Origin of the sequence: Leucobacter alluvii, assembly GCF_039530485.1 — a bacterium.
Taxonomy (GTDB): domain Bacteria; phylum Actinomycetota; class Actinomycetes; order Actinomycetales; family Microbacteriaceae; genus Leucobacter; species Leucobacter alluvii.
Map to the genome: position 1 here is coordinate 133,017 of NZ_BAAAOP010000003.1, position 21,854 is coordinate 154,870.

Genomic DNA, 21,854 nt, shown 5'->3' on the forward strand with positions numbered 1-21,854 from the left:
GAGAGACATGGGAGCGCAACTTCGGGTCTACCGGCAGAAAATTCGTTCTGCCCAGACGACCAAGAAGATCACCCGTGCGATGGAGCTGATCGCGGCATCTCGCATCCAGAAGGCGAAGGCGCGCGTCGAAGCTTCGACGCCGTACACCACCGCGATCACACGCGCGGTTTCTGCCGTCGCCACGCACTCGAATTCCGACCATCCGCTGCTCACCGAGGCTGAGAAGGTCGAGCGCGCAGCGGTCGTCATCTTCACTTCGGACCGCGGCCTCGCAGGCGCCTTCAACTCGCAGGTGCTGCGCGAAGCCGAGGAGCTGAGCGAGTTGCTCCGCAGCGAGGGCAAGGACGTCGTGTACTACCTGATCGGCCGCAAGGCCCAGGGGTACTTCTCGTTCCGCCGCCGCGCCTCCGAGCGCGTGTGGACGGGCGACACCGAGAATCCGACGTTCGAGACCGGCAGCGAAGTCGCTGAAGCGCTGCTCGAGATCTTCGGGCGCCCCGCTGCTGAAGGCGGAGCGCAAGAGATCCACCTCGTCTACAACCGCCTCATCAGCATGGTCAGCCAGGTGCCCCAGGTGCACCGGCTGCTGCCCCTGCAGATCGTCGAGGGCGTAGCCGAGGCAACCGATGCACCGGAAGCCTTGTACGAGTTCGAGCCGGATGCAGACACCGTGCTCGACCGCCTGCTTCCCGCCTACATCGAGTCGCGCGTCTACAACGCGATGCTCGAGTCGGCCGCAGCGAAGCATGCTGCGACGCAGAAGGCGATGAAGTCCGCAAGTGATAACGCCGACACGCTGATCCGGGATTACACCCGCCTCGCGAACAACGCGCGCCAGGCGGAGATCACCCAGCAGATTTCCGAGATCGTGGGCGGCGCTGACGCGCTGTCCGGTTAAAACAGCACGAAGAGAGAGAATCATGACCGAAACCGCCGCAGTGGCGACTGAGGCCACCAAGGTTGTCGGGCGGATCGCTCGAGTCACCGGGCCCGTCGTCGACATCGAGTTCCCCCACGATGCGATTCCCGCCGTTTACAACGCTCTCGAGACGAGCGTCGACTTCGGTGACGGCACCGCGTCCTCGAAGCTCGTTCTCGAGGTCGCACAGCACCTCGGAGACAACCTCGTCCGCGCCATCGCTCTGAAGCCCACCGACGGTCTCGTCCGTGGCCAGGAAGTGTTCGACACGGCAGGCCCCATCAGCGTGCCCGTCGGCGACATCACCAAGGGCAAGGTGTTCGACGTCTCGGGTAATGTGCTCAACCTCCCCGAGGGTGAGACCATCGAGATCACCGAGCGCTGGGGCATCCACCGCACCCCGCCGGCGTTCGACCAGCTCGAGTCGAAGACGGAGCTCTTCGAGACCGGCATCAAGTCGATCGACCTCCTCACGCCCTACGTGCAGGGTGGAAAGATCGGCCTGTTCGGCGGCGCCGGTGTCGGCAAGACCGTCCTCATCCAGGAGATGATTCAGCGCGTCGCGCAGGATCACGGCGGTGTGTCGGTGTTCGCGGGCGTCGGCGAGCGCACCCGTGAGGGCAACGACCTCATCCACGAGATGGAAGAAGCGGGCGTCTTCGACAAGACCGCGCTCGTGTTCGGCCAGATGGACGAGCCGCCGGGAACGCGTCTTCGCGTCGCCCTCTCGGCGCTGACCATGGCGGAGTACTTCCGCGATGTGCAGAAGCAGGACGTGCTGCTCTTCATCGACAACATCTTCCGCTTCACCCAGGCCGGTTCCGAGGTCTCGACGCTGCTCGGCCGTATGCCCTCCGCTGTGGGCTACCAGCCGAACCTCGCAGACGAGATGGGTGTGCTCCAGGAGCGCATCACCTCGACGCGCGGTCACTCGATCACCTCGCTGCAGGCGATCTACGTCCCCGCCGACGATTACACCGACCCGGCTCCGGCGACGACCTTCGCGCACCTCGACGCGACGACCGAGCTGTCGCGCGAGATCGCATCGAAGGGTCTCTACCCGGCGATCGATCCGCTGACGTCGACCTCGCGCATCCTCGACCCCCGCTACTTGGGCGAGGATCACTACCGCGTCGCCACCACGGTCAAGGCCATCCTGCAGAAGAACAAGGAACTCCAGGAGATCATCGCGATCCTGGGTGTCGACGAGCTCTCCGAGGAAGACAAGATCACCGTGTCGCGCGCGCGTCGCATCCAGCAGTTCCTCTCGCAGAACACCTACATGGCGAAGAAGTTCACCGGTGTCGAGGGATCGACGGTTCCGCTCAAGGAGACCATCGAGTCGTTCGATGCCATCGCCAAGGGCGAGTTCGACCACGTTGCGGAGCAGGCGTTCTTCAACGTCGGCGGCATCAACGATGTCGAGGAGAACTGGGCGAAGATGCAGAAGGATCTGGCCTAAACGATGGCGCTGAACGTGAGCGTCGTCTCGGCCGAGCGTCAGGTCTGGGCGGGTGAAGCCTCCCAGGTCATCGCGAAAACGGTCGAGGGCGAGATCGGTATCCTCAGCGGCCACGAGCCCCTGCTCGCGCTGCTGGCGAAGGGCGAGGTGCGCGTGACCACCGCTGGCGGCGAGAAGGTCGCCGTCGAGGCGGAGGGCGGGTTCCTCTCCGTCGACCACGACACCATCACCATTGTCGCGGGACGCGCCTCCGTAGCGTAGTCCCCAACACCAGCGAACGGCCGGTCATGCCCTCCACGGGGACTGATCGGCCGTTCGTTCGTGCAGTGCACGAAAGGTACGCATGTTCCTCCTGCTTCCGCCATCTGAGACGAAGCGGCCCGGCGGCGCCGGCGCGTTCGACCCAGCACGGCTCCGATTCGCTGACGAGCTCGCCGAGTTCCGGCGGCGCGTGCGCGAAGCCCTCGAATCGCTGAGCAGCGACGAGGCGGCGGCAGCGAAGGCGCTGAAGCTCGGGGTGAAGAACCGCGCCGAGCTCGCGCACAACCGCCGACTGGGTGAGAGCGGCGTGCTGCCTGCGATCGAGCGGTACACGGGAGTGCTGTACGACGCCCTCGATGTCGCCACGCTCGATCCGGCGTCCCGGAAGTGGCTCGACGATCACGTCGCTGTGCAGTCCGCGCTCTTCGGCTTGATCGGTGCGGGGGATGAGATTCCCGCGTACAGACTCTCCGCGAGCTCGCGTTTGCCGGAGCTCGCCATGCCGCTGAAACGACTGTGGAGCGGCGCACACGCTGCCATCTCGTGGGATGACGCCCCCGGCCTGGTGCTCGATCTCCGCTCACAGGATTACGCAGCTCTCGCCCCGCTCCCGGACGGTATCGGGTGGTTCGTGCATGTCGCGCAGCGCAGCGCGGACGGCGAGGTACGCGCCCTGAACCACTTCAACAAGGCCGGGAAAGGCGATCTGGTGCGGCGCCTCGCGAGCGATCAGGCCGCCGTTTCAGACATGGACGCGCTCCTCAGCTGGGGCTCGTCGGCAGGGCTCGAGCTGCACGCCGACACCGACGAGCGGACCCTCACGCTCGTCACGCGGCTCGGTGCTCCGGGCATGACCGCATCGCGGCAAGCGGATGCAGGGTAATATGGCTCGGGTGTCTATGAGAGGGAAGCTGTGACGGCTCGCGGAGAGAACGGAGTTCGGCGACGGCTGAACTATCGTGCCGGAGGCGATCTCGAACTCGAGCTCTCGTGGTTCGCAATGACGGACGTCGGGCGCCGTCGAGAGAACAATCAAGACAGCTACGTGACGGCCCCGCCGGTGTTCGCGATCGCTGACGGGATGGGCGGTCACTCCGCCGGAGAGATCGCCTCGGCAGCGGTCGTTCGACGTCTCGCCGAACTCGGCGGCAAAGACCTGGTGAGCGAGCAAGACATCGACGAGACGCTCGGAGACGCCGTCGACGACATCGAGCTTGACGCCGGTGACACGGAACTCGGAGCAGGCACGACGGTGACCGGAGTCGTGCTCGGCACGGATCCCGAGCCGACGTGGAAGGTCTTCAACATCGGCGACTCCCGCGTCTACCAGTACTTCAAGGGTGCGCTGAGCCAGATCACCGTGGATCACTCGGTCGTGCAGCACCTCATCGATACCGGCGCGATCACCGAGGAAGAGGCGGAGGTGCACCCGCACGCCAACGTCATCACGCGCGCCGTCGGATTCAACGAGGCGCCCATTCCCGACTACACGTCGCTGGCGCTCATCCCGGGTCAGCGGCTGCTCATCTGCTCCGATGGGTTGACCAAGGAACTGACTGACGTCGGGATCCAGCACTTCCTCGCGACGGAGGTTACCGCGGAGGCCGCCGCCCGCTCGCTCGTTCGGCACGCGCTCGAGAACGCGGGCCGCGACAATGTGACCGTCGTCGTCATCGATGTGCACGCGGTCGGCGATGTGGTTGACACTGGAAGCATCGAGGGATCCGGCATCGATCTCTCGGACCACACGGAGAGCGTATGCTCCGAGGGCGACCGGAGCCGCGCTGCGGCGGCAGTGACACCGGCTCCGGTGCACACGCCGAGCCGGGACGCCCAGGACGAGGAGGACTGCGATGACGTCGAGCCCGTGATCCTCCCCGATGCGCCGAGCACGCCCCGCCCGGAAGAACGCTGAGCGCTGCGGCTCAGCGCTCGTAGGGGCGCGCCGCCGCGGGCCCCTACGAGCTCGCGACTGAGAACGACTCCTGCAGCACGGACATGACGTCGGCGATGAGTGCGTCACTCATCTTCAACGAGGGCAGGAAGCGAATCGCCTGATTGTGCACGCCGCTGCTCAGCAGCAGCACCCCCCGTTGCGCGGCCGCGTCGATGACTCGAGCGACGAGATCGGCGTCGGGTTCGAGCGTGCCGGGCTTCGTCACCTCGATGGCGAGCATCGCCCCCATGCCGCGCACCTCGGCGATCGCGGGGAAGCGTTCCTGAAGCTCGCGCAGGCCGGCCCCGAAGGAGGACTCGATGCGTCGGGCCTCGCCGAGCAGGCCGAGCGATTCGATCTGCTCGAAGACGGCGACGGCGGCCGCGCACGACACTGGATTGCCGCCGAAGGTTCCTCCGAGTCCGCCCGGCTGCGACTGGTCCATGATGTCGGCCCGGCCCGTGATCCCCGCGAGCGGCAGGCCGCCGGCGATGCCCTTGGCCGAGAGCACGATGTCGGGCACGACGTCGAACTGCTCGATCGAGAAGACCGTGCCGGTGCGCGCCATCCCCGCCTGCACCTCATCGGCGATGAAGACGATGCCGTTGGCGCGGCACCACTCGGCGAGTGCCGGGAGGAAGCCGTCGGCTGGCACGATGAAGCCGCCTTCACCCTGGACCGGCTCGACCACGAGGCATGCGAGGTCGGATGCCCCGGCCTGCTTCTCGAGGTAGGCGATCGTGCGCGCGGCGGCCTCTGCGCCGGTGAGTCCGTCGTGCAACGGGTAGGAGTTCGGCGCCTTGTAGATGTCGCCGACTCGCGGGCCGTACCCGAGCGCGTACGGCGCAGCCTTGTGATTCATGCTGCTCGTGAGGAGCGTGCGACCGTGGTAGGCGTGCTCGAGCACGGCGACCCCCGGCCGTCCCGTGAACTTGCGTGCGATCTTGACGCCGTTCTCGACTGCTTCGGCCCCCGAATTCATGAGCAGTGTCTTGTACGGAGCGCTCGCCGTCGACCCCGGGACGTGTTTCGCGAGATGCTCGGCGACCTGCACGTAGGGTTCGTACGGGGTCATCGTGAAGAGCGTGTGGGTGACGTTCTGCAGCTGGGCGGTCGCCGCCGCGACGACGCGATCATCAGTGTGCCCGATCGTGGTGACGCCGATGCCGCCGCAGACGTCGATGATCTGATTGCCGTCGACATCGATGAGGATCGAGTCGTGCGCGCGCTCGATGTACACGGGGAGCACGCTGTGCACACCGGGAGGCACGACTGCCCGTCGCCGCTCGTGGATCTCCTTCGAACGGGGCCCGGGGATCTCGGTGCGTACGAGACGCTCCTGAGGAACTGAAGATTCGGTGCTGACGGCTACGGCGCTGGTCGCTGAACTCATGGTCTCGATCCTACTCTCGGGGCACTGCGACACCGTTTAGAGTGGGGTCATGAAGGATCTGCACGAGTACCGCGTCGGTGTCGAGTGGACGGGCAACCGCGGCACCGGCACGAGCGGGTATCGCGCGTACGGGCGCGAGCTGCTGATCCACGCCGATGGGAAGGCTCCCCTCGAGGGCTCGGCGGATCCCACCTTTCACGGTGACCGCGACCGGTGGAACCCGGAGGAGCTCCTCGTCACCGCGCTCGCTCAGTGCCATATGCTCTCCTACCTGCACATGGCTGTGCGCGCCGGGGTCGTCGTCGTCGCGTACAGCGACGCCGCGACCGGCGTGATGCGGCAGCAGGGGATCGGCGGAGCCTTCGAAGAGGTCATCCTGCGTCCGCACGTCACCGTTGCCGCGTCCGGCATGGTCGACGCGGCGCGGGCGGCGCACGCAGACGCCTTCAGAGCGTGCTTCATCGCGAGCTCGGTGAACTTCCCGGTGCGGCACGAGCCGGAGATCGCGGTCGCCGCGGGGGAGTGAGGCCGGGCGACGTCGCGCGACCAGCTCAGCTCCCGGTTCCCAATACAATGGAACCCATGGCCAACCCCTCCTCGTTCTACTTGACGACCCCCATCTTCTACGTCAATGACGCCCCGCACATCGGGCACGCCTACACCGAAGTGGCCGCCGATGTGCTCGCTCGCTGGCACCGTCAGGCCGGGGACGACACCTGGTTCCTCACGGGCACGGACGAGCACGGTCAGAAGATCTTGCGCACCGCGACGGCGAACGGCGTCGCCCCGAAGGAGTGGGCGGATCGGCTGGTCGAGTCGGCCTGGAAGCCGCTGCTCGATCTGATCGACATCTCCAACGACGACTTCATCCGCACGACCGACGCGCGCCATGAGGCCGGCGTCGCGAAGTTCCTGCAGAAGCTGCACGACGACGGCCACGTCTACGCGGGGGAGTTTGAAGCGCTCTACTGCGTCGGGTGCGAGGAGTTCAAGCCCAAGAGTGAGATCGTCGACGGCACCGGCGAGTTCGCGGGTCAGAAGGTCTGCGCCATCCACTCCAAGCCCCTGGAGCTGCTGCAGGAGAAGAACTACTTCTTCAAGATGAGCGCCTTCCAGGATCGTCTGCTCGCGCTCTACGAGGAGCGGCCCGACTTCGTGCAACCGGCCAGCGCGCGAAACGAGGTCATCGCGTTCGTGCAGCAGGGACTCGAGGACCTGTCGATCTCCCGCACCTCCTTCGACTGGGGTATTCCGATCCCGTGGGACGCATCGCACGTCACCTACGTCTGGTTCGACGCGCTGCTGAACTACGTCACAGCCATCGGCTACGGCCAGGACGATGAGGAGTTCGCGCGCCGGTGGCCGGCGAACCATCTCGTCGGCAAAGACATCCTGCGTTTCCACGCGGTGATCTGGCCGGCGATGCTCATGGCAGCGGGGCTCGAGGTGCCCAACCACGTCTTCGCCCACGGCTGGCTGCTCGTGGGTGGCGAGAAGATGTCGAAGTCGAAGCTCACCGGCATCGCGCCGAACGAGATCACCGATACGTTCGGCTCGGACGCGTTCCGCTACTACTTCATGCGAGCGATCTCCTTCGGGCACGACGGTTCGTTCAGCTGGGAGGACCTCGCGGCACGTTACCAGGCCGAACTCGCGAACGGTTTCGGCAACCTCGCGAGCCGGGTACTCGCGATGAACGCGAAGTACTTCGAGTCGCGAGTGCCGGAGGCGGCCGACGAAGCGCCTGCGGACGAGGCGATTCGCGAACTCGCGGCATCGGCGGCAGCGCGAGCCGACGAGCGCATGGATGCGTTCGCGATCCACGAGGCGATCGCCGCGATCTGGGAGCTCGTCGACGCGCTGAACGGGTACATCACCGAGCAGGAGCCCTGGGTGCTCGCGAAGGATCCGGGGCAGCGCGCGCGTCTCGGCACCGTGCTCTACACGGCGACCGAAGGGCTGCGCGTGCTCGCCGAGCTCCTCGCTCCGGTGGTGCCGCTCGCGACCGACAAGCTGTGGGCAGCGCTCGGCGCCGAGTCCGTGCTCGGCGCACTCGACGAGCAGCCGCTCCGCGATGCGGCCGTCTGGGGCAAGCTTGCGCCGGGCACCGAGCAGCAGCCGCTCGCGGTGCTGTTCCCGCGGATCGAAGCCGACGAGACGGGCAAGTGAGTCAGGCTGCTGCAGCGGTTCCCGAGGGCGGGCTCCGCAAGCGCAAGTCGGAGGGGCGGGACCTCACGCGGCCCGCGGCCCCGGAGCCCCTGCCGCTGCCCGTATACGACAACCACACCCACCTCGAGTTCGAGGACGGTGTGGATCGGCTCGACCCGCTCGAGTCGCTGGCGCGTGCCGCTGCAGTCGGCGTGCAGGGAGTCGTGCAGGTCGGAACGGATCTCGAGACGAGCCGGTGGAGCGCGCAACTGGCGGCGAGCGACGCGCGCGTGCTGGCCGCGGTCGCACTCCACCCGAACGAGGCGCCGCGCGTCGCTGAGCTGGGGCTGCTGCACGCGCAGCTCTCCGAGATCGCCCGACTCGCAGCTCAGCCGCGCGTGCGCGCGATCGGCGAGACCGGGCTCGACTTCTTCAGAACTGGCGAGGACGGCCGGGACGCGCAGATCGAATCGTTCGAGGCGCACATCGAGATCGCCAAGGCGAACGGCATCGCCTTGCAGATCCACGATCGCGATGCCCACGACGAGGTCGTGGCCACCCTGATCCGCGTGGGCGCACCCGAGCGCACGGTGTTCCACTGCTTCTCGGGCGATGCGCGTCTCGCGAAGATCTGCAACGACCACGGCTGGTACGTGTCGGTGGCCGGACCCTCGACCTTCAAGAACGCGCCGGTGCTCCGCGAGGCGATCGCCGTCGCGAAGCCAGAGCTCCTGCTGATGGAGACCGACGCCCCGTTCTTGACGCCGGAACCCTATCGCGGGCGGCCGAACGCGCCGTACCTGCTGCCCTACACGGTGCGGCGCCTGGCGGAGACCCTCGAGCGCCCCCTCGATGAGGTGTGCGCGCTCATCGCCGCCAACACGGAACGCGTGTACGGATCGTGGCAGCTCGAACCAGCTGAGGCGACTTCGTGAGCGACGAGAACCGCGAAGCGCCTGCGCTGCTCGGTCCGGCGCAGGTGCGCGAGCTCGCCGAGCGACTCGGCGTCTCGCCGACGAAGAAGCTCGGGCAGAACTTCGTCATCGACCCGAACACGGTGCGCAAGATCGTGCGGCTCGCCGGCGTGCAGCGGGGGGAGCGCGTGGTGGAGATCGGACCCGGGCTCGGTTCTCTGACGCTCGGACTGACCGAAACCGGCGCGGGCGTCACCGCTGTGGAGATCGATCACCGGCTCGCCGCCGAGCTCCCGGCGACGGTGGCTGCGATGCAGCCGGAGGTCTTCGCGGATGCGGAGCGCCCGCGTCTGAGTGTGGTGCGCAGTGATGCGCTCGACGTCACCGCCGAGGATTTCGCGGCCGACGCGGCGCCCACGAAGCTCGTGGCGAATCTTCCGTACAACGTATCGGTGCCGATCCTGATGCATCTGCTCGAATTGCTCCCCGACCTGCGCGGCGGCCTCGTGATGGTGCAGGCCGAAGTGGGGTACCGCATCGCCGCGCAGCCCGGCTCGAAGGAGTACGGATCGCCGAGCGCGAAAGCGGCCTGGTACGGTCCGTGGCGCATCGCCGGCACCGTGAGCCGCAAGATCTTCTGGCCCGTGCCCGGCGTCGACTCCGTGCTCGTGGGATACGAGCGTCGAGACGAGCCTCGCGGCACCGAGGCCGAGCGGCGTCTGACCTTCGAGCTCGTCAACGCGGCATTCGCGCAGCGCCGGAAGATGCTGCGTCAAGCCCTGCAGCCGGTGCTGGGAGGGTTCGATCGCACCGTGGGCGTGATCACGGCAGCAGGGTCGAACCCCGCAGCGCGGGCGGAGGAACTCGCGATCGACGAGTTCCTCGCGATCGCCCGCGCGGCAGCCAGTGCTACGGAGTCCGGGGAGTAAGGCCGAGCGAGAGAGCGTGCAGGAGCCCGGTGAACCGCACGATGTCGCTGACGGTCCAACGTCCCATCGCGTCGCGGAGCTCGTGCTCCTTCTCGCCCCGAGTCATCGCGAGACGCTGCGTCCCGAACTCGCTCACTGAAATGCGGATCGACCGGCCGTCGCTCGGGTCCGGCGCGCGGTCGATGAGGCCTCGCTCGTCGAGATCGCGGATCGTGCGGCTCATCTGCCCCTTGTCGGTGAGCAGTATCTCGGTGAGTTCGGAGAGCGTTGCACTCCCGACGCGGGAGATCGTCGTCAGCACCTTGTAGGCGCCGGGGAGCATCCCCTCGCTCACCTGCGACGCATTCGCCATCGCCGACCGGCGGAACTGAGTGAAGATGAGCTCGAACTCCCGCTCGAGCGCCTCGAAGGCCTGCGTGCGCGGGTCGCCCGCGGGGCTTCCACTGCGGTTCTCGCGCTCGGAAGCCGAGGAGGGCGCAGCGGGAGCCGCGGAAGCCGCGGAAGCCGGACGCGTGGGTGACGACATGTCGTTACTTCTCCGACGGCCGGTTCGGAGCGTCGTCGTCCTCGACCACGGGGATGCCTCCGGTCGCGGTCAGCACCCCCATGCCCTCCGAGGTCGACACTGTGGCGAAGTCCGCCTCGGATGCGTGCGCACGCTCGCTGTTCGTCATGCTCGTGAGCGGGGTGTTCGGCAGGAAGATGATCGCGATGAGGCTGAGCACCGCGAACGGCACGGCGATGAGGAAGGAGTGCGAGATGCCCTGCGCGTAGACGTCTTCGACGATGATCCTGATCGCGTGCGGCATCGTCGAGACCTCTGGCAGAGCCCCCGACTTCAGCTGCTGCGCGACGGCGATGCCCTCTTCGCCGAGCGACTGGACCGCGGTGGCCATCTTGCGAAGGATGGATTCCGATCCCATGAGGTCGCTCACGCGGGCCGCCAGCGCTGCACCCATCACTGAGACGCCGATGGTGCCACCGAGACTGCGGAAGAACGTGACACCCGAACTTGATACGCCGATCTGCGCGGGATCCGCGGTGTTCTGCACGACGAGCACCAGGTTCTGCATCGTCATGCCGACGCCGGCGCCGAGCAGGAACATGTACAGGGAAACCAGAGCGAAGTTCGTGTCGTAATGGATGGTCGAGAGCATCGTCGAGCCGGCGATCAGCAGCACGGCCCCGACGATCAGGTACGGCTTCCACTTGCCGTACTTCGTGATGAGGCCGCCGACGCCGATCGAGGCGAGCAGGAGGCCGGCGATCATGGGGATCGTCATGACGCCCGCCTGCGTCGGGGTGGCCCCGCGCGAGAGCTGCATGTACTGGCTCAGGAACACGGACGAGCCGAACATGGCGATGCCGGTGGCGATCGAGGCGACGACGGCGAGCGTGAACGTGCGGCTGCGGAAGAGCGTCAGCGGCACGAGGGGTTCTTTGGAGCGCAGTTCGACGATGATGAACAGCGTCGCGGCGACGAGGGCGCCGCCGACCATCAGGATGGTCGTCAGGCTCCACCAGTCGTAGTCGCGCCCGGCGTTGGTCACCCAGATGAGCAGCAGCGATACCGACACGGAGAGGAGCACGATGCCGAAGTAGTCGATGCTGGTGCGCTTGCGCGGACGCTTGGGCAGGTGCAGGGTCTTCTGCACGATGAACAGCGCTGCGACGGCGAACGGCAGTGCGACGAAGAAGTTCCATCGCCAGTTGATCGAATCGGTGATGACGCCGCCGAGCAGCGGACCGCCGACGGTCGAGAGCGCCATGACGGCCCCGAAGAGGCCCATGTAGCGTCCGCGCTCGCGCGGGCTGATGATGTCGGCCATGATGACCTGGCTGAGGGCTGCGAGTCCGCCCGCGCCGATGCCCTGCACCGCGCGGAAGGCGATCATCGTGCCGGGGTCCTGCGAGAACCCGGCCGCGGCCGTCGCGAGCACGAAGATGCCGATCGCGAGTTGGAACAGGAGCTTGCGATTGAAGAGATCGGAGAGCTTGCCCCAGATCGGCGTCGAGATCGCGGTGGTGAGCAGTGTCGCGGTGACGACCCAGGTGTACGCGGCCTGATCGCCCTTGAGGTCGTGGATGATGACGGGCAGCGAGCTCGACACGACGGTCGAGGCCAGCATGGAGACGAACATGCCGAGGAGGAGCCCTGAGAGCGCCTCGAGGACCTGGCGATGCGTCATCTTCGGCGGTTCCGTGGGTGCGGATGCGGGGAGAGACATTGGTTCCTGATTCTGTGTGCTGCGGAGTGCTGTGAGCGTGAGAGCATCGGTTGATGCAAGTCAACAGTTGACGAAGATCAACCATACCACTTGGTTGACCGTTGTCAACTAACGAACGAGTGTGACACGCACGTCCGACCGGCGCCCGCGCTTGCGCTAGCGTAGGACCATGGGTAGGAGCCGAGGGGGCCCGGTCACGGTGCGCGCGCCAGGGAAGATCAACGTGTTCTTCCGCGTGGGCGCGCTGCAGCACGACGGGTACCACGACGTGGCCTCGCTGTACCAGGCCGTGTCGCTCTTCGAAGAGGTCACCGCCGTCGCCGCCGACGACTTCTCGATCCAGTTCGTCGGTCCCGTTGACGCCTCCGGGCTCCCGCGCGACGACTCGAATCTCGCGATCGCGGCGGCGAAGCTCTTGGCGCAGCGCACGGGATACGCGGGCGGCGTCGCGCTCACCGTGCTCAAGCGCGTGCCTATCGCTGGCGGCATGGGCGGCGGCTCCGCCGATGCGGCTGCGACGCTCGTCGCCTGCGATGAACTGTGGGGCACGGGCCTCGGCCGCGGAGGCCTCCTCCCGCTCGCCGCTGAACTGGGAGCGGACGTGCCGTTCGCGCTCGAAGGCGGCACCGCCGTCGGCACCGGACGAGGCGATGAACTCAGTCCGGCCCTCGCGAAGGGCGACTTCCACTGGGTGCTCGCGCTCTCCGACTCGGGGCTCAGCACGCCGGTCGTGTACCGGACGCTCGACGAGCACCGCGACCGTCACGCCAGCGCACTCGGCCCGCAACCCGATCTCGTGAAAGTGGAGACGGCGGTGCTGCAGGCGGTGCGCGTCGGCGATGCCGACTCCCTCGCGGACGCGATGCACAACGATCTGCAGGTCGCGGCGCTCAAGCTCGCCCCTGAGCTCACCGAGATCCTCGAACTGGGGGAGTCGCGGGGCGCCCTGGCGGGAATCGTGTCCGGATCCGGCCCGACCATCGCGTTCCTCGTCGGCACGCCGCAGGAGGCGGCCGAAGTGCGTGCGGTGCTCGGCCGGCGCGGCTTCCGGGCGCTCATCGTGTCGGGGCCAGTGCCCGGCGCGCGCGTCATCTGAGCGGGATCGCCGCGACGCTCGACATCCTGCTGATCCTCCGCGGGAATACGCGCGACCCGCTCGGCGCTGCACCGTGTGTGAATGAAACACTGCCAGCGGGCGAGACGATCCGCGTCGATATCTGGTCCGACATCGCCTGCCCCTGGTGCTATCTCGGCAAGCACCGCTTCGATGCCGCGGTGCGCGCGTTCCGCGAGCAGCACCCCGGCGTCGCAGTCGAGGTCGAGAGCCACAGCTTCGAACTCGCGCCCGACACCCCGTTGGACTTCTCCGGCAGCGAGATCGACTTCCTGGTGCGGCACAAGGGCATGCCTGCAGCGCAGGTCGAGCAGATGCTCGGGCAGATGACCGAGCTCGGCGCCACCGAGGATGTCGAGTTCCGGTTCCGAGACGTCAAGCACGCGAACACGCAGCGCGCCCACCGAGTACTGCACCTCGCACGGGATCGCGGCGTGCAGGCGGAGGTGCAGGAGCGTCTGTTCCGCGCGTACTTCGCGGAGGGCGAGAACATGTCCGACGCCGATGCGCTCGCGCGGCTCGGCGCCGAGGCGGGGCTCGACGCCGATGAGGTGCGGGCAGCGCTCGATGACGAGGCGTACGGCGAGGCGGTGCAGCGCGACATCGTGCGGGCGCGGCAGCTCGGCATCACCGGCGTTCCGTTCTTCCTGCTCGACGGGCAGTACGGGGTCTCGGGTGCGCAATCAGCAGAGGCGTTCGCGAACGTCTTCGACCAGGTGCTCGGGTTCCAGCGGGGCGACGCGCCGGCCGGCACGGTCTAGACTCGTCCACATTCAGAAGGAGCGCAAGATGACTGAACAGCACCGCACCGAGACCACCGCAGGAGACGCACCGTCGATCGGATCGGAGACCGGCCTCGAAGGCGCCGCATCGTTCGCCGACGCCGAGACGCGAGAGATCCTGAACCTGCTGGGCGACAGCGAGTCGGGCGGATCATGCTGCGGCGGGTCGTGCTGCGCGGCGTAGAGCGATGAGGCGCGGGCTTCTGAGGCCTGCTACCCGGGCGTCTGCTCCGCATCGGGCGTCGAAGCCGGAAGATCGTCGCAGTTCGGGGCCGCCGGCTTGCCTTCCCAGCGGTCGAGCGTCCACTGCACGATCTGCGGAGTGAGCGGCGAATCCGCCGCCACCAGGGTGTTGTGACTGAGGCCGGGGAACGTGCGGTAGTCGATGTCGACGCCGTCCGTGCAACGCGCCTCGACCCAGTCGCGCTGCATCTCCGGGCGGACGAGCGGATCCGCCCGACCCTGAGCGACGAGCACCGGGGCGGGGAACGGGCCGACAGGCGTCTGCGCCTTCAAGCGATCGCCGAACTCGCCGTTCAGCAGGCGGTCGGGGAAGATCTGGTTCGGGATCTGCGACCCCCTCAGGATCGCCGCGAGCACGTCGCTGCCGTTGAAGCACAGGGAGCGGATGTGCTCGACCGGGCCCTGTGATCCCGGCGTGAGCTGCGATTTCAGATCGAGGTCGGGGTACAGCCGCGCCCACGTCGTCGCGATGTACGCGGAGACGGTCTTGCCGGCGGCGTCGTTCTTGTCGACCTCGGCGAGCCCGAACAGGTCGGCTGCCGGCGCGAAGGCCGCGACCCCGCGCACGGTGAGCTCCGGCGCGTAGTCCTCGGCGATCTGCCCGGTCCAGAGCGCGCCCTGCCCGCCCTGCGAGTGGCCCCAGACGACCGTCTCCGTGGTTGTCGTGACGGCGTCGAGCTGCTGCACGGCTCGCGAGGCGTCGAGCACATTCCGGGCCTCCGCGTCTCCGACGAGGTAGGGGTGCACGCCGCGGGTGCCGAGCCCGACGTAGTCGGACGTGACGGCGAGCCAGCCGTGCTGGGCGACCATCTCGGCGAGAGCGGTACCGGCTCCGTCCGAGAACGGCGCGGCACTCATGGAGGGCGCGCACTGCGCTACGACGCCCGTCGTGCCGTGAGCGATGCTGAGCAGGGGCAGCGGACGTTTCGTCGGCTCGACCGGGGCGAGCACGGTGCCGCTCGAGACGGCGGGCGTGTCGTCGGGGTGCGTGGTCGTGTACAGGATCTTCCAGGCTCGCGCGCCCTCGGGCACCCCGGAGTCGAGCGGCTCGGAGCGCAGCAGCTGACCCGGGGCGCCCGGTACGTCCGCGGGCGGCGTGTAGAACGCGCCCGGCTGGGGCATCGGCGACCCTCCGAGCACGGTGCCGCTGCCCCAGGCGAGCAGCGCGGCGGCTGCGAGCGACGCGACGGCGCCCACGGTTCTGGCCCATCGACGCAGTCGCGAGGGCCGCGCACCGCTGCGGGATGATGCGTCGCGAACCGGCGCGCCGACCTCGAGCGCACCTCCGACTCGGGCGGATCGCAGCCACACTACGGCATCCCAGACGGCGTGCAGGCCGACCGCGACCAGCCACAGTGCGAGTCCGAGCCTGAAGACTGTCAGCGTCAGCACCGGCCAGGAGAAGGCGACGACGCCGAGCACGATCGTCGCCGCACCCATGATCGCAGCCGCGGCGCGGGCGTCGGCGTGCCACCCATCGCGGCCGGTGATCGCGTTCCACAGCGCGAGCGCGCCGTGCACCACGAGCGCGGCGCCGACGAGGAACGCGAGCCAGGGCGCTCCCGCGTCGGGCCAGAGCGCCATCAGCGCGCCGAGCGCGATGAGTGCGCCGCCGACCAGTCGCGTGAGCGAAGGGATCCGCGGCGCGACCCCGGGTCCTCCGGCCGCGGGCGAGGGGCGGAAGAACGACCCCGCCCCGACGCTGATGAGCCCGAGCCCCGTGATGATCGCGATGCCGTGCACGGTGACGGGAGCGAAGATCAGCGCCGCTCCCAGCGCGACGGCAGCAGCACCGAACAGCACTCGCGACGCGGTGCGTGAGAACCTGGATGTCACCGGCGGCCTTCCCTGGCTGGATCCGCGAGGAGCGGGTCTGACTCGATCCATTGCGCGACCGCGACATCGCCAGTGTAGTGAGACTCCTGCGGCACGACTACGCTGGGAAACATATGGCGCATTTACTGGGAGCCGAGGCCCTGCACCTCGAAGTACCGACCAAGACCGTGTTCGACTCGGTCACGCTCGGCGTGGCCGAGGGGGACCGCATCGGCATCGTCGGGCGCAATGGCGACGGCAAGTCGAGCCTGCTGATGATGCTGGCCGGTCGGCGCGAGCCCGACGGCGGCAAAGTGACGCTGCGCGGCGGGACGACGATCGGCGTGCTCGATCAGGCCGACGTGTTCGAGGCGGGCCAGACGGTGGGCCGCACGGTCGTCGGCGACCGCGAGGAGTACGAGTGGGCGAGCGACCCGCAAGCGCGCGAGGTGATCGCCGGCCTCATCTCGGACCTCGACTGGGAGGCTCCGCTCGACGCGCTCTCCGGCGGTCAGCGCCGACGGGTGGCGCTCGCGCGGCTGCTCGTGCAGCAGTACGACATCGTCTTCCTCGACGAGCCGACGAACCACCTCGACGTCGAGGGCATCGCCTGGCTCGCGAATCACCTGCAGCGCCGCTGGCCGAAGGGCCAGGGCGCACTGCTCGTCGTCACGCACGATCGGTGGTTCCTCGATGAGGTCTGCAATATGACCTGGGAGGTGCACGATCGCATCGTCGAACCGTTCGAGGGCGGGTACGCCGCGTACATCCTGCAGCGCGTCGAGCGGGACCGGCAGGCGGCGACCATCGAGCAGAAGCGGCAGAATCTCGCGCGCAAGGAGCTCGCCTGGCTGCGCCGCGGTGCGCCTGCTCGCACGTCGAAGCCCAAGTTCCGCATCGACGCGGCGAACGAGCTGATCGCAGACGTTCCCGAGATCCGGGATCGCGTGTCGCTGCAGTCGATGGCCGTCGCCCGTCTCGGGAAAGAGGTCGTCAACCTCGTCGAAGCGGGAGTCGCCTACGACGGCAGGGTGATCATCGAGGACGTCGACTGGTTGCTCGCCCCGGGTGAGCGCACGGGAATACTCGGCGTGAACGGAGCGGGCAAATCGACACTGCTCGGCCTGATCTCCGGCACCGTCGAGCCGACGTCCGGGCGCGTCAAGCGCGGCAAGACCGTGCAGGTGGCGACCCTCACCCAGCGTCTCGACGAGCTCGAGGAGCATCTCCAGGATCCGGTGCGCAAGGTGATCGACGGCCTGCGCACGAGCTTCACCGTCGGCAGCGGATCGAAGGCCCAGGATCTCACGCCGGGTCAGCTGCTCGAGCGCATGGGCTTCACGAGCGCGCAGCTGTCGACGCCCGTGAAGGATCTCTCCGGTGGGCAGAAGCGCCGACTGCAGCTCCTGCTGATCCTGCTCAACCAGCCCAACGTGCTGATCCTCGACGAGCCGACGAACGACCTCGACACCGACATGCTGGCCGCCATGGAGGATCTGCTCGACTCCTGGCCGGGCACCCTCATCGTGGTGTCGCACGACCGGTACTTCCTGGAGCGCGTCACCGATCAGCAGTACGCCATTCTCGACCGGCACCTTCGGCACCTGCCGGGCGGTGTCGACCAGTACCTCGAACTGCGCAGTCGGGAGCAGTCGGGGTCGACGGCGTCGTCGTCCGGATCGGCATCGCAATCGACGGGGAGCACCGCGTCGCAGGCGGCCGGAGCCGCACGCAAGCCGGCGCTCGGGGGCGCGGAGCGGCGTGCCGCAGAGAAGGAGTTGTCGGCCGTCGAGCGCAAGATGGAGCGGTTGCAGCGCGATGCCGCGCAGGCGCGCACCGGCCTCGCGGCGATGGATCAGGGCGACTACACGAAGCTCAACGCCGAGATGACGAAGATCACCGCGATCGAAGACGAGGTCGCGGCCCTCGAGGAACGGTGGCTGGAGCTGTCGGGCGCGCTGGAGTAGGCGGCTCCTCGATGCACGTTCTCGATCCGCTCACTGCCGCTGACGAGCGCGCGCTCGCCGCAGTGCTCGATGAGCACTTCGACGTCGAGGCGGTGCACTGGCAGCGACTCGGCGGCGAACTCGACATCAATTATCGAGCGACCCTTGCGGACGGGGGCGCCCGATTCGTGCGCCTCTCACCCACGCCTCTCGACGAGGCGACCTTCGCGTGGCAGAACGCCGTGCTCGAACAGCTCGAGGAGCGCCCCCTCCCGGTCGCGACCCCGGTCTTGCAGCGCGCTGCAGACGGGTCGGTCGCGAAGCCGTTCGTCGCAAGGGACGGCCGCGCGCTTCGTGCGCGGGTGACGAGCTGGGTCGCCGGCACCAGCGTCGCCGAACTCGGCGGCACCGACGCGGCATATCGCCGGAGTCTCGGAGCGCTCGCCGCCGAGGTTCCGCGCAGTCTTCACCCGCTCGCGGAACGACACGACGGCCAGAATCTGCACCATTGGATGGCTGACCGCGCGGGCGATTCGATCAGAAGCACCTGGGATGCGGTCATCGACCCGGCACGACGGGCGCTGCTGGAGGAAGTCCTCCGCCGATTCGACGTCATCGAGCCGAAGCTCTCGACGCTCCCGCGAGCCGTCGTGCACCAGGACCTCCACGACTTCAATCTGCTCGCGGAGCGGCGTCAGGACGGCGCCGTCAGCATCATGGGCATCGTCGACTTCAACGATGCCGTCGCGACCGTGCGGATCGCCGAGCTCGCCGTTGCGGCGGCCTATGCGGCGCTGCGCCAAGGCGACGCGTTCGCGGCCTTCGCCGATGTCGTGTCGGGCTACGTCGCGCACTGCTCGCTCACGGCTGAGGAGATCGAGGTGCTGTACCCGCTCGCCGTCGCCCGACTCGCGGTGAACGCGAGCACGTGGACGCACCGGGGCCGTGAGGGCAACCGCGCCTACGCCGAGGCGCGCATGGCCGCCACCTGGCCGGCGCTCGAGCAGCTGCTCCGCGTCGCACCCGCGGAGGCCGCAGCGCGCTTCGCCGCAGAGCCCCTCCCGGAGCGCTGAGACGGACGGGGCGGACTAGCGCGAGAGCGCGCCCGCGAGCGACTCCAGCAGCCGAGGGGCGTGCTCGTCGCCGAAGACGAGCGGAGGCCGAATCTTGAGCACGTTGGCCTGCGGCCCCGATGCGCTGATGAGCACGCGATCAGCGCGCATGCGATTGACCGCGGCGGCTGCGAGAGTCGGATCCGCAACGCCCTCGTCGTCCACCACCTCGAGCGCGAAGAACAAGCCGGATCCGCGCACGGCGCCGATGCTGTCATTGGCCAGAGCGATCCCTCGCAGCTCTGAGAGCATGCGTGCGCCGAGCGCCGCCGCACGCGCGATCAGGTCTCGCTCGGTGATCTCGTCGAGCACGGCCTGGCCAGCGGCGACGCTCACGTGATTGCCGCCGAACGTGTTGAAGAACCGCATGTCGGCGCCGAAGCGGTCGAGGAGCTCGGGGCGGGAGAAGAGTGCGGCGATGGGCAGGCCGTTGCCCATGGGCTTGCCGGCGACGACGAGGTCGGGTGCGACCTCGTGCTGCGGAAAGCCCCACCAGGCGCCGGTGCGCCCGAACCCGGTCTGCACCTCGTCCGCGATGTAGAGGCCGCCCTGCGCGCGGATCTCCGTCGCCGCGCCGCGCAGCAATCCGGGCGCCGTTCCCTGCAGTCCGTCGCTCGAGAGAATCGAGTCGACGATGAGCCCGGCAGGCTCGTGGCCGCGCGATCGCAGCGCATCCGCCGCCTCGCGCACGCGCACGGCGAACGCGGCCGCAGCCCGGTCGGGGGACTCCCGGGCGAGATCGGGCGCTGCGATGAGTTCGACATCGTCGGGTATCGGATTGTTCGGGCCGAGGCTCGGTGAGATGGCCGCCGCCGCCGCGGTCGTGCCGTGATAGGCGTGCGCCGTCGCGATGATGCCCCGGCGGCCCGTCACGTGCCGGGCGACGCGCAGCGCGAGGTCGACGGCCTCGCTGCCGGTGCAGACGAAGACGGCCTGCTCGAGACCGTGCCCCAGGAGCCCGGTGACGCGTTCGGCATAGGCGACGACCTCGTCGCCCAGATAGCGGGTGTGCGTGTTGAGTCTGCCGAGCTGGGCAGCCACGCGCTGCTGCACGATCGGGTTCGCGTGACCGACCACCGGCACGTTGTTGTACGCGTCGAGGAACGCGTTGCCCTCGGCGTCGTAGAGCCACACGCCCTCGCCACGCACGAAGTGCACCGGCCGGTCGTAGAAGAGCCGGTAGGCGGCGCCCATCGCGCGGGTTCGCCGCGCGATGAGCTGCGCGTCCGCTGGCGAGAGATCGGCCGCGCGTCCCGGGTCGAAGCTGTTGGCCATGTGCATTTCGCGTGCGACGCTCATCGTGTCCCTCCTCGCCGGCCGTCCGGCAGCGGCCCCCGCCCCACTGTATCCCGCGCCCGTGAACGATCCAGTACTCCGCAGCGCACCACTCTGCCGCACAATGGAGTCATGCACGATCCGCGTTGGCTCCAGCTCATCGATCGCGTGCGCGCGGACACGCCGACGCTGCTCGACGACTTCTTGACGGAGCTGAGCACGCACGAGGGGTACGTCGGCGACGCGGTCGCGGCAGAGGATATCGAGCGCACTGCGCGGAACGCGTTCGCGCTGTTCGCCTCGCGTCTCGCCGCTGAGGCCGGGGCGGAGGCGCCGTCGGAGTTCGCCGAGGCGCTCGGGCGACGCCGCGCGCGGCAGGGGGTGCGCGTCGAGCGCTTCATGGAAGCGGTGCGCATCAACTTCCGAGTGCTCTGGCGAGGGCTCGAACGGGCGGCCCAGCCCGACCTCACCGACGCGCTGCTGGCCCACGGCGAGCTCGTGCTCGACGTCGTCGAACGTTACGCGACGGAGGTGCAGCGCTCGTTCCTCGAGGAATCGGACTCGATGACGCAGCAGCGGCGAACGGCGAAGGAACGGGCGCGATCGAGACTGTTCTCCGGGCAGGCCGACGGCGACGAACTGGTGGCGATCGCGCACCTGCTGCGACTCTCATCGTCGGTCGAATACGAGATGCTCGCCACGACGCGCGACGGGGACCGGTTGGCGCGGGAGGTGCTCGAGAGCGGCGGCCAGTACGTTGACGACGGCGGCACGACCGTACTGCTGCGTCCACGACGCGGGCCCATCGACTGGGTCGACGCCGATCCTGCCCTCTGCGGAGGCTACCTCTCGCGCGTGGGCGGTCTCGACCGCGTCGGGCGAGCGGCGACCATCGCGATCGACCTCGCCGAGCGCGCTGACGACGGAGCGGTCTTCCGACTGCGCGACGGCTTCGCCTCGATCGCTCGCGAGACGATGCTCGAGCGGGTCGACGGATTCATGCACGAACTGACCGGAGCCTTCGACTCGCTTCCCGATGCAGAGCGGGAGCGCCTCGCGGTGACGCTGCGCGCGTTCATCCGCACGGGTTCGATGCAGCGCACGGCTGAGGAGCTCTTCTTCCACCGCAACACCGTGCTCAAGCGGTTGCGCGTCTTCCAGGACCTCAGCGGCCTCGACGTCACCGTGCCGCGCGATGCCGCGATCGCGATGGTGATCCTCGATCTCTGAGGGGGTGAGGCGGGTGTCCGAATGCACACGAAGCGACGGCAAGCGGAGGCGATCCGACACGGATCGGCGGCGCTTCTGGCCATAGCCTCGGAGCATGCGGAATGACCCGCGGCCGGTGACCTGCGCGCCGCCGGCGAGCACACCGGA

At 68.4% G+C, this 21,854-nt stretch carries 20 protein-coding genes; 15 read left to right on the forward strand and 5 right to left on the reverse strand.

Annotated elements, in window-relative coordinates:
- Positions 1–7 precede the first annotated feature (7 nt).
- The 5 genes from ABFX18_RS02670 to ABFX18_RS02690 all read left to right on the forward strand — a co-directional run bounded on the left by ABFX18_RS02670 (position 8) and on the right by ABFX18_RS02690 (position 4,557).
- Positions 8–898 (forward strand): F0F1 ATP synthase subunit gamma, encoded by an 891-nt coding sequence (locus ABFX18_RS02670; protein WP_090150385.1) that lies wholly within the window; start codon positions 8–10, stop codon positions 896–898.
- Positions 899–920: 22 nt separating this feature from the next.
- On the forward strand, positions 921–2,381 hold the full coding sequence (gene atpD, locus ABFX18_RS02675) for a F0F1 ATP synthase subunit beta (RefSeq protein WP_090150382.1): 1,461 nt from the start codon (positions 921–923) through the stop codon (positions 2,379–2,381).
- 3 nt (positions 2,382–2,384) lie between these two features.
- A complete protein-coding gene (locus ABFX18_RS02680; protein ID WP_346057286.1) occupies positions 2,385–2,642 on the forward strand; it encodes a F0F1 ATP synthase subunit epsilon in 258 nt (85 codons plus the stop codon).
- 82 nt (positions 2,643–2,724) lie between these two features.
- Positions 2,725–3,525 (forward strand): YaaA family protein, encoded by an 801-nt coding sequence (locus ABFX18_RS02685; protein WP_346057287.1) that lies wholly within the window; start codon positions 2,725–2,727, stop codon positions 3,523–3,525.
- 30 nt (positions 3,526–3,555) lie between these two features.
- Complete coding sequence (locus ABFX18_RS02690; RefSeq protein WP_346057288.1) at positions 3,556–4,557, forward strand: PP2C family protein-serine/threonine phosphatase; 1,002 nt, start codon at positions 3,556–3,558, stop codon at positions 4,555–4,557.
- A gap of 43 nt (positions 4,558–4,600) precedes the next feature.
- Here the strand turns inward: ABFX18_RS02690 and ABFX18_RS02695 are convergent, their stop codons facing one another.
- A complete protein-coding gene (locus ABFX18_RS02695) occupies positions 4,601–5,971 on the reverse strand; it encodes an aminotransferase class III-fold pyridoxal phosphate-dependent enzyme (protein WP_346057289.1) in 1,371 nt (456 codons plus the stop codon).
- A gap of 49 nt (positions 5,972–6,020) precedes the next feature.
- Here ABFX18_RS02695 and ABFX18_RS02700 point away from each other — a divergent pair, with 49 nt between their 5' ends.
- Genes ABFX18_RS02700 through rsmA form a run of 4 tightly spaced genes read left to right on the forward strand, consistent with a single transcriptional unit; the run spans position 6,021 to position 9,962 of the window.
- Entirely contained in the window at positions 6,021–6,497 is a 477-nt protein-coding gene (locus tag ABFX18_RS02700) for an OsmC family protein (protein WP_346057290.1), read from the forward strand.
- 56 nt (positions 6,498–6,553) lie between these two features.
- Positions 6,554–8,140, forward strand: a complete 1,587-nt coding sequence (metG, locus tag ABFX18_RS02705; protein WP_346057291.1) for a methionine--tRNA ligase — start codon at positions 6,554–6,556, stop codon at positions 8,138–8,140.
- On the forward strand, positions 8,137–9,054 hold the full coding sequence (locus ABFX18_RS02710; RefSeq protein WP_346057292.1) for a TatD family hydrolase: 918 nt from the start codon (positions 8,137–8,139) through the stop codon (positions 9,052–9,054). Before metG ends, ABFX18_RS02710 begins: the two co-directional genes overlap by 4 nt.
- Positions 9,051–9,962 (forward strand): 16S rRNA (adenine(1518)-N(6)/adenine(1519)-N(6))-dimethyltransferase RsmA, encoded by a 912-nt coding sequence (gene rsmA, locus ABFX18_RS02715; protein ID WP_200331637.1) that lies wholly within the window; start codon positions 9,051–9,053, stop codon positions 9,960–9,962. The genes ABFX18_RS02710 and rsmA overlap by 4 nt, the downstream gene beginning before the upstream one ends.
- Here rsmA and ABFX18_RS02720 read toward each other — a convergent pair.
- Positions 9,943–10,488 (reverse strand): MarR family winged helix-turn-helix transcriptional regulator, encoded by a 546-nt coding sequence (locus ABFX18_RS02720; RefSeq protein WP_346057293.1) that lies wholly within the window; start codon positions 10,486–10,488, stop codon positions 9,943–9,945. The two genes, rsmA and ABFX18_RS02720, sit on opposite strands and share 20 nt — an antisense overlap.
- Before the next feature lie 4 nt (positions 10,489–10,492).
- Positions 10,493–12,151 (reverse strand): MDR family MFS transporter, encoded by a 1,659-nt coding sequence (locus ABFX18_RS02725; RefSeq protein ID WP_346057294.1) that lies wholly within the window; start codon positions 12,149–12,151, stop codon positions 10,493–10,495.
- Between the two features lie 208 nt (positions 12,152–12,359).
- Between ABFX18_RS02725 and ABFX18_RS02730 the strand changes: the two genes are divergently transcribed.
- The 3 genes from ABFX18_RS02730 (at position 12,360) to ABFX18_RS02740 (ending at position 14,270) form a co-directional block, all read left to right on the forward strand.
- A complete protein-coding gene (locus tag ABFX18_RS02730) occupies positions 12,360–13,286 on the forward strand; it encodes a 4-(cytidine 5'-diphospho)-2-C-methyl-D-erythritol kinase (protein WP_346057295.1) in 927 nt (308 codons plus the stop codon).
- Positions 13,287–13,363: 77 nt separating this feature from the next.
- Complete coding sequence (locus ABFX18_RS02735) at positions 13,364–14,065, forward strand: DsbA family oxidoreductase (RefSeq protein ID WP_346057296.1); 702 nt, start codon at positions 13,364–13,366, stop codon at positions 14,063–14,065.
- Between the two features lie 28 nt (positions 14,066–14,093).
- On the forward strand, positions 14,094–14,270 hold the full coding sequence (locus tag ABFX18_RS02740) for a hypothetical protein (protein WP_346057297.1): 177 nt from the start codon (positions 14,094–14,096) through the stop codon (positions 14,268–14,270).
- A 29-nt stretch (positions 14,271–14,299) separates the two neighbouring features.
- On the opposite strand, the gene ABFX18_RS02745 is transcribed toward ABFX18_RS02740, so the two are convergent.
- Positions 14,300–16,165 carry a lipase family protein gene (locus ABFX18_RS02745; RefSeq protein ID WP_346057298.1) on the reverse strand — a complete coding sequence of 622 codons (1,866 nt, stop codon included), beginning with the start codon at positions 16,163–16,165 and terminating at the stop codon, positions 14,300–14,302.
- Between the two features lie 113 nt (positions 16,166–16,278).
- Here ABFX18_RS02745 and ABFX18_RS02750 point away from each other — a divergent pair, with 113 nt between their 5' ends.
- Positions 16,279–18,111, forward strand: coding sequence for an ABC-F family ATP-binding cassette domain-containing protein (locus ABFX18_RS02750; RefSeq protein ID WP_200331648.1), 1,833 nt, complete (start codon positions 16,279–16,281; stop codon positions 18,109–18,111).
- 11 nt (positions 18,112–18,122) lie between these two features.
- On the forward strand, positions 18,123–19,163 hold the full coding sequence (locus ABFX18_RS02755) for a phosphotransferase (protein WP_346057299.1): 1,041 nt from the start codon (positions 18,123–18,125) through the stop codon (positions 19,161–19,163).
- A gap of 15 nt (positions 19,164–19,178) precedes the next feature.
- On the opposite strand, the gene ABFX18_RS02760 is transcribed toward ABFX18_RS02755, so the two are convergent.
- Entirely contained in the window at positions 19,179–20,501 is a 1,323-nt protein-coding gene (locus ABFX18_RS02760) for an aspartate aminotransferase family protein (protein ID WP_346057300.1), read from the reverse strand.
- 108 nt (positions 20,502–20,609) lie between these two features.
- On the opposite strand from ABFX18_RS02760, the gene ABFX18_RS02765 reads away from it, so the two are divergent.
- Positions 20,610–21,707: an RsbRD N-terminal domain-containing protein gene (locus tag ABFX18_RS02765; RefSeq protein ID WP_346057301.1), complete on the forward strand. Its 1,098-nt coding sequence runs from the start codon at positions 20,610–20,612 to the stop codon at positions 21,705–21,707.
- The last annotated feature ends 147 nt before the right edge of the window (positions 21,708–21,854 follow it).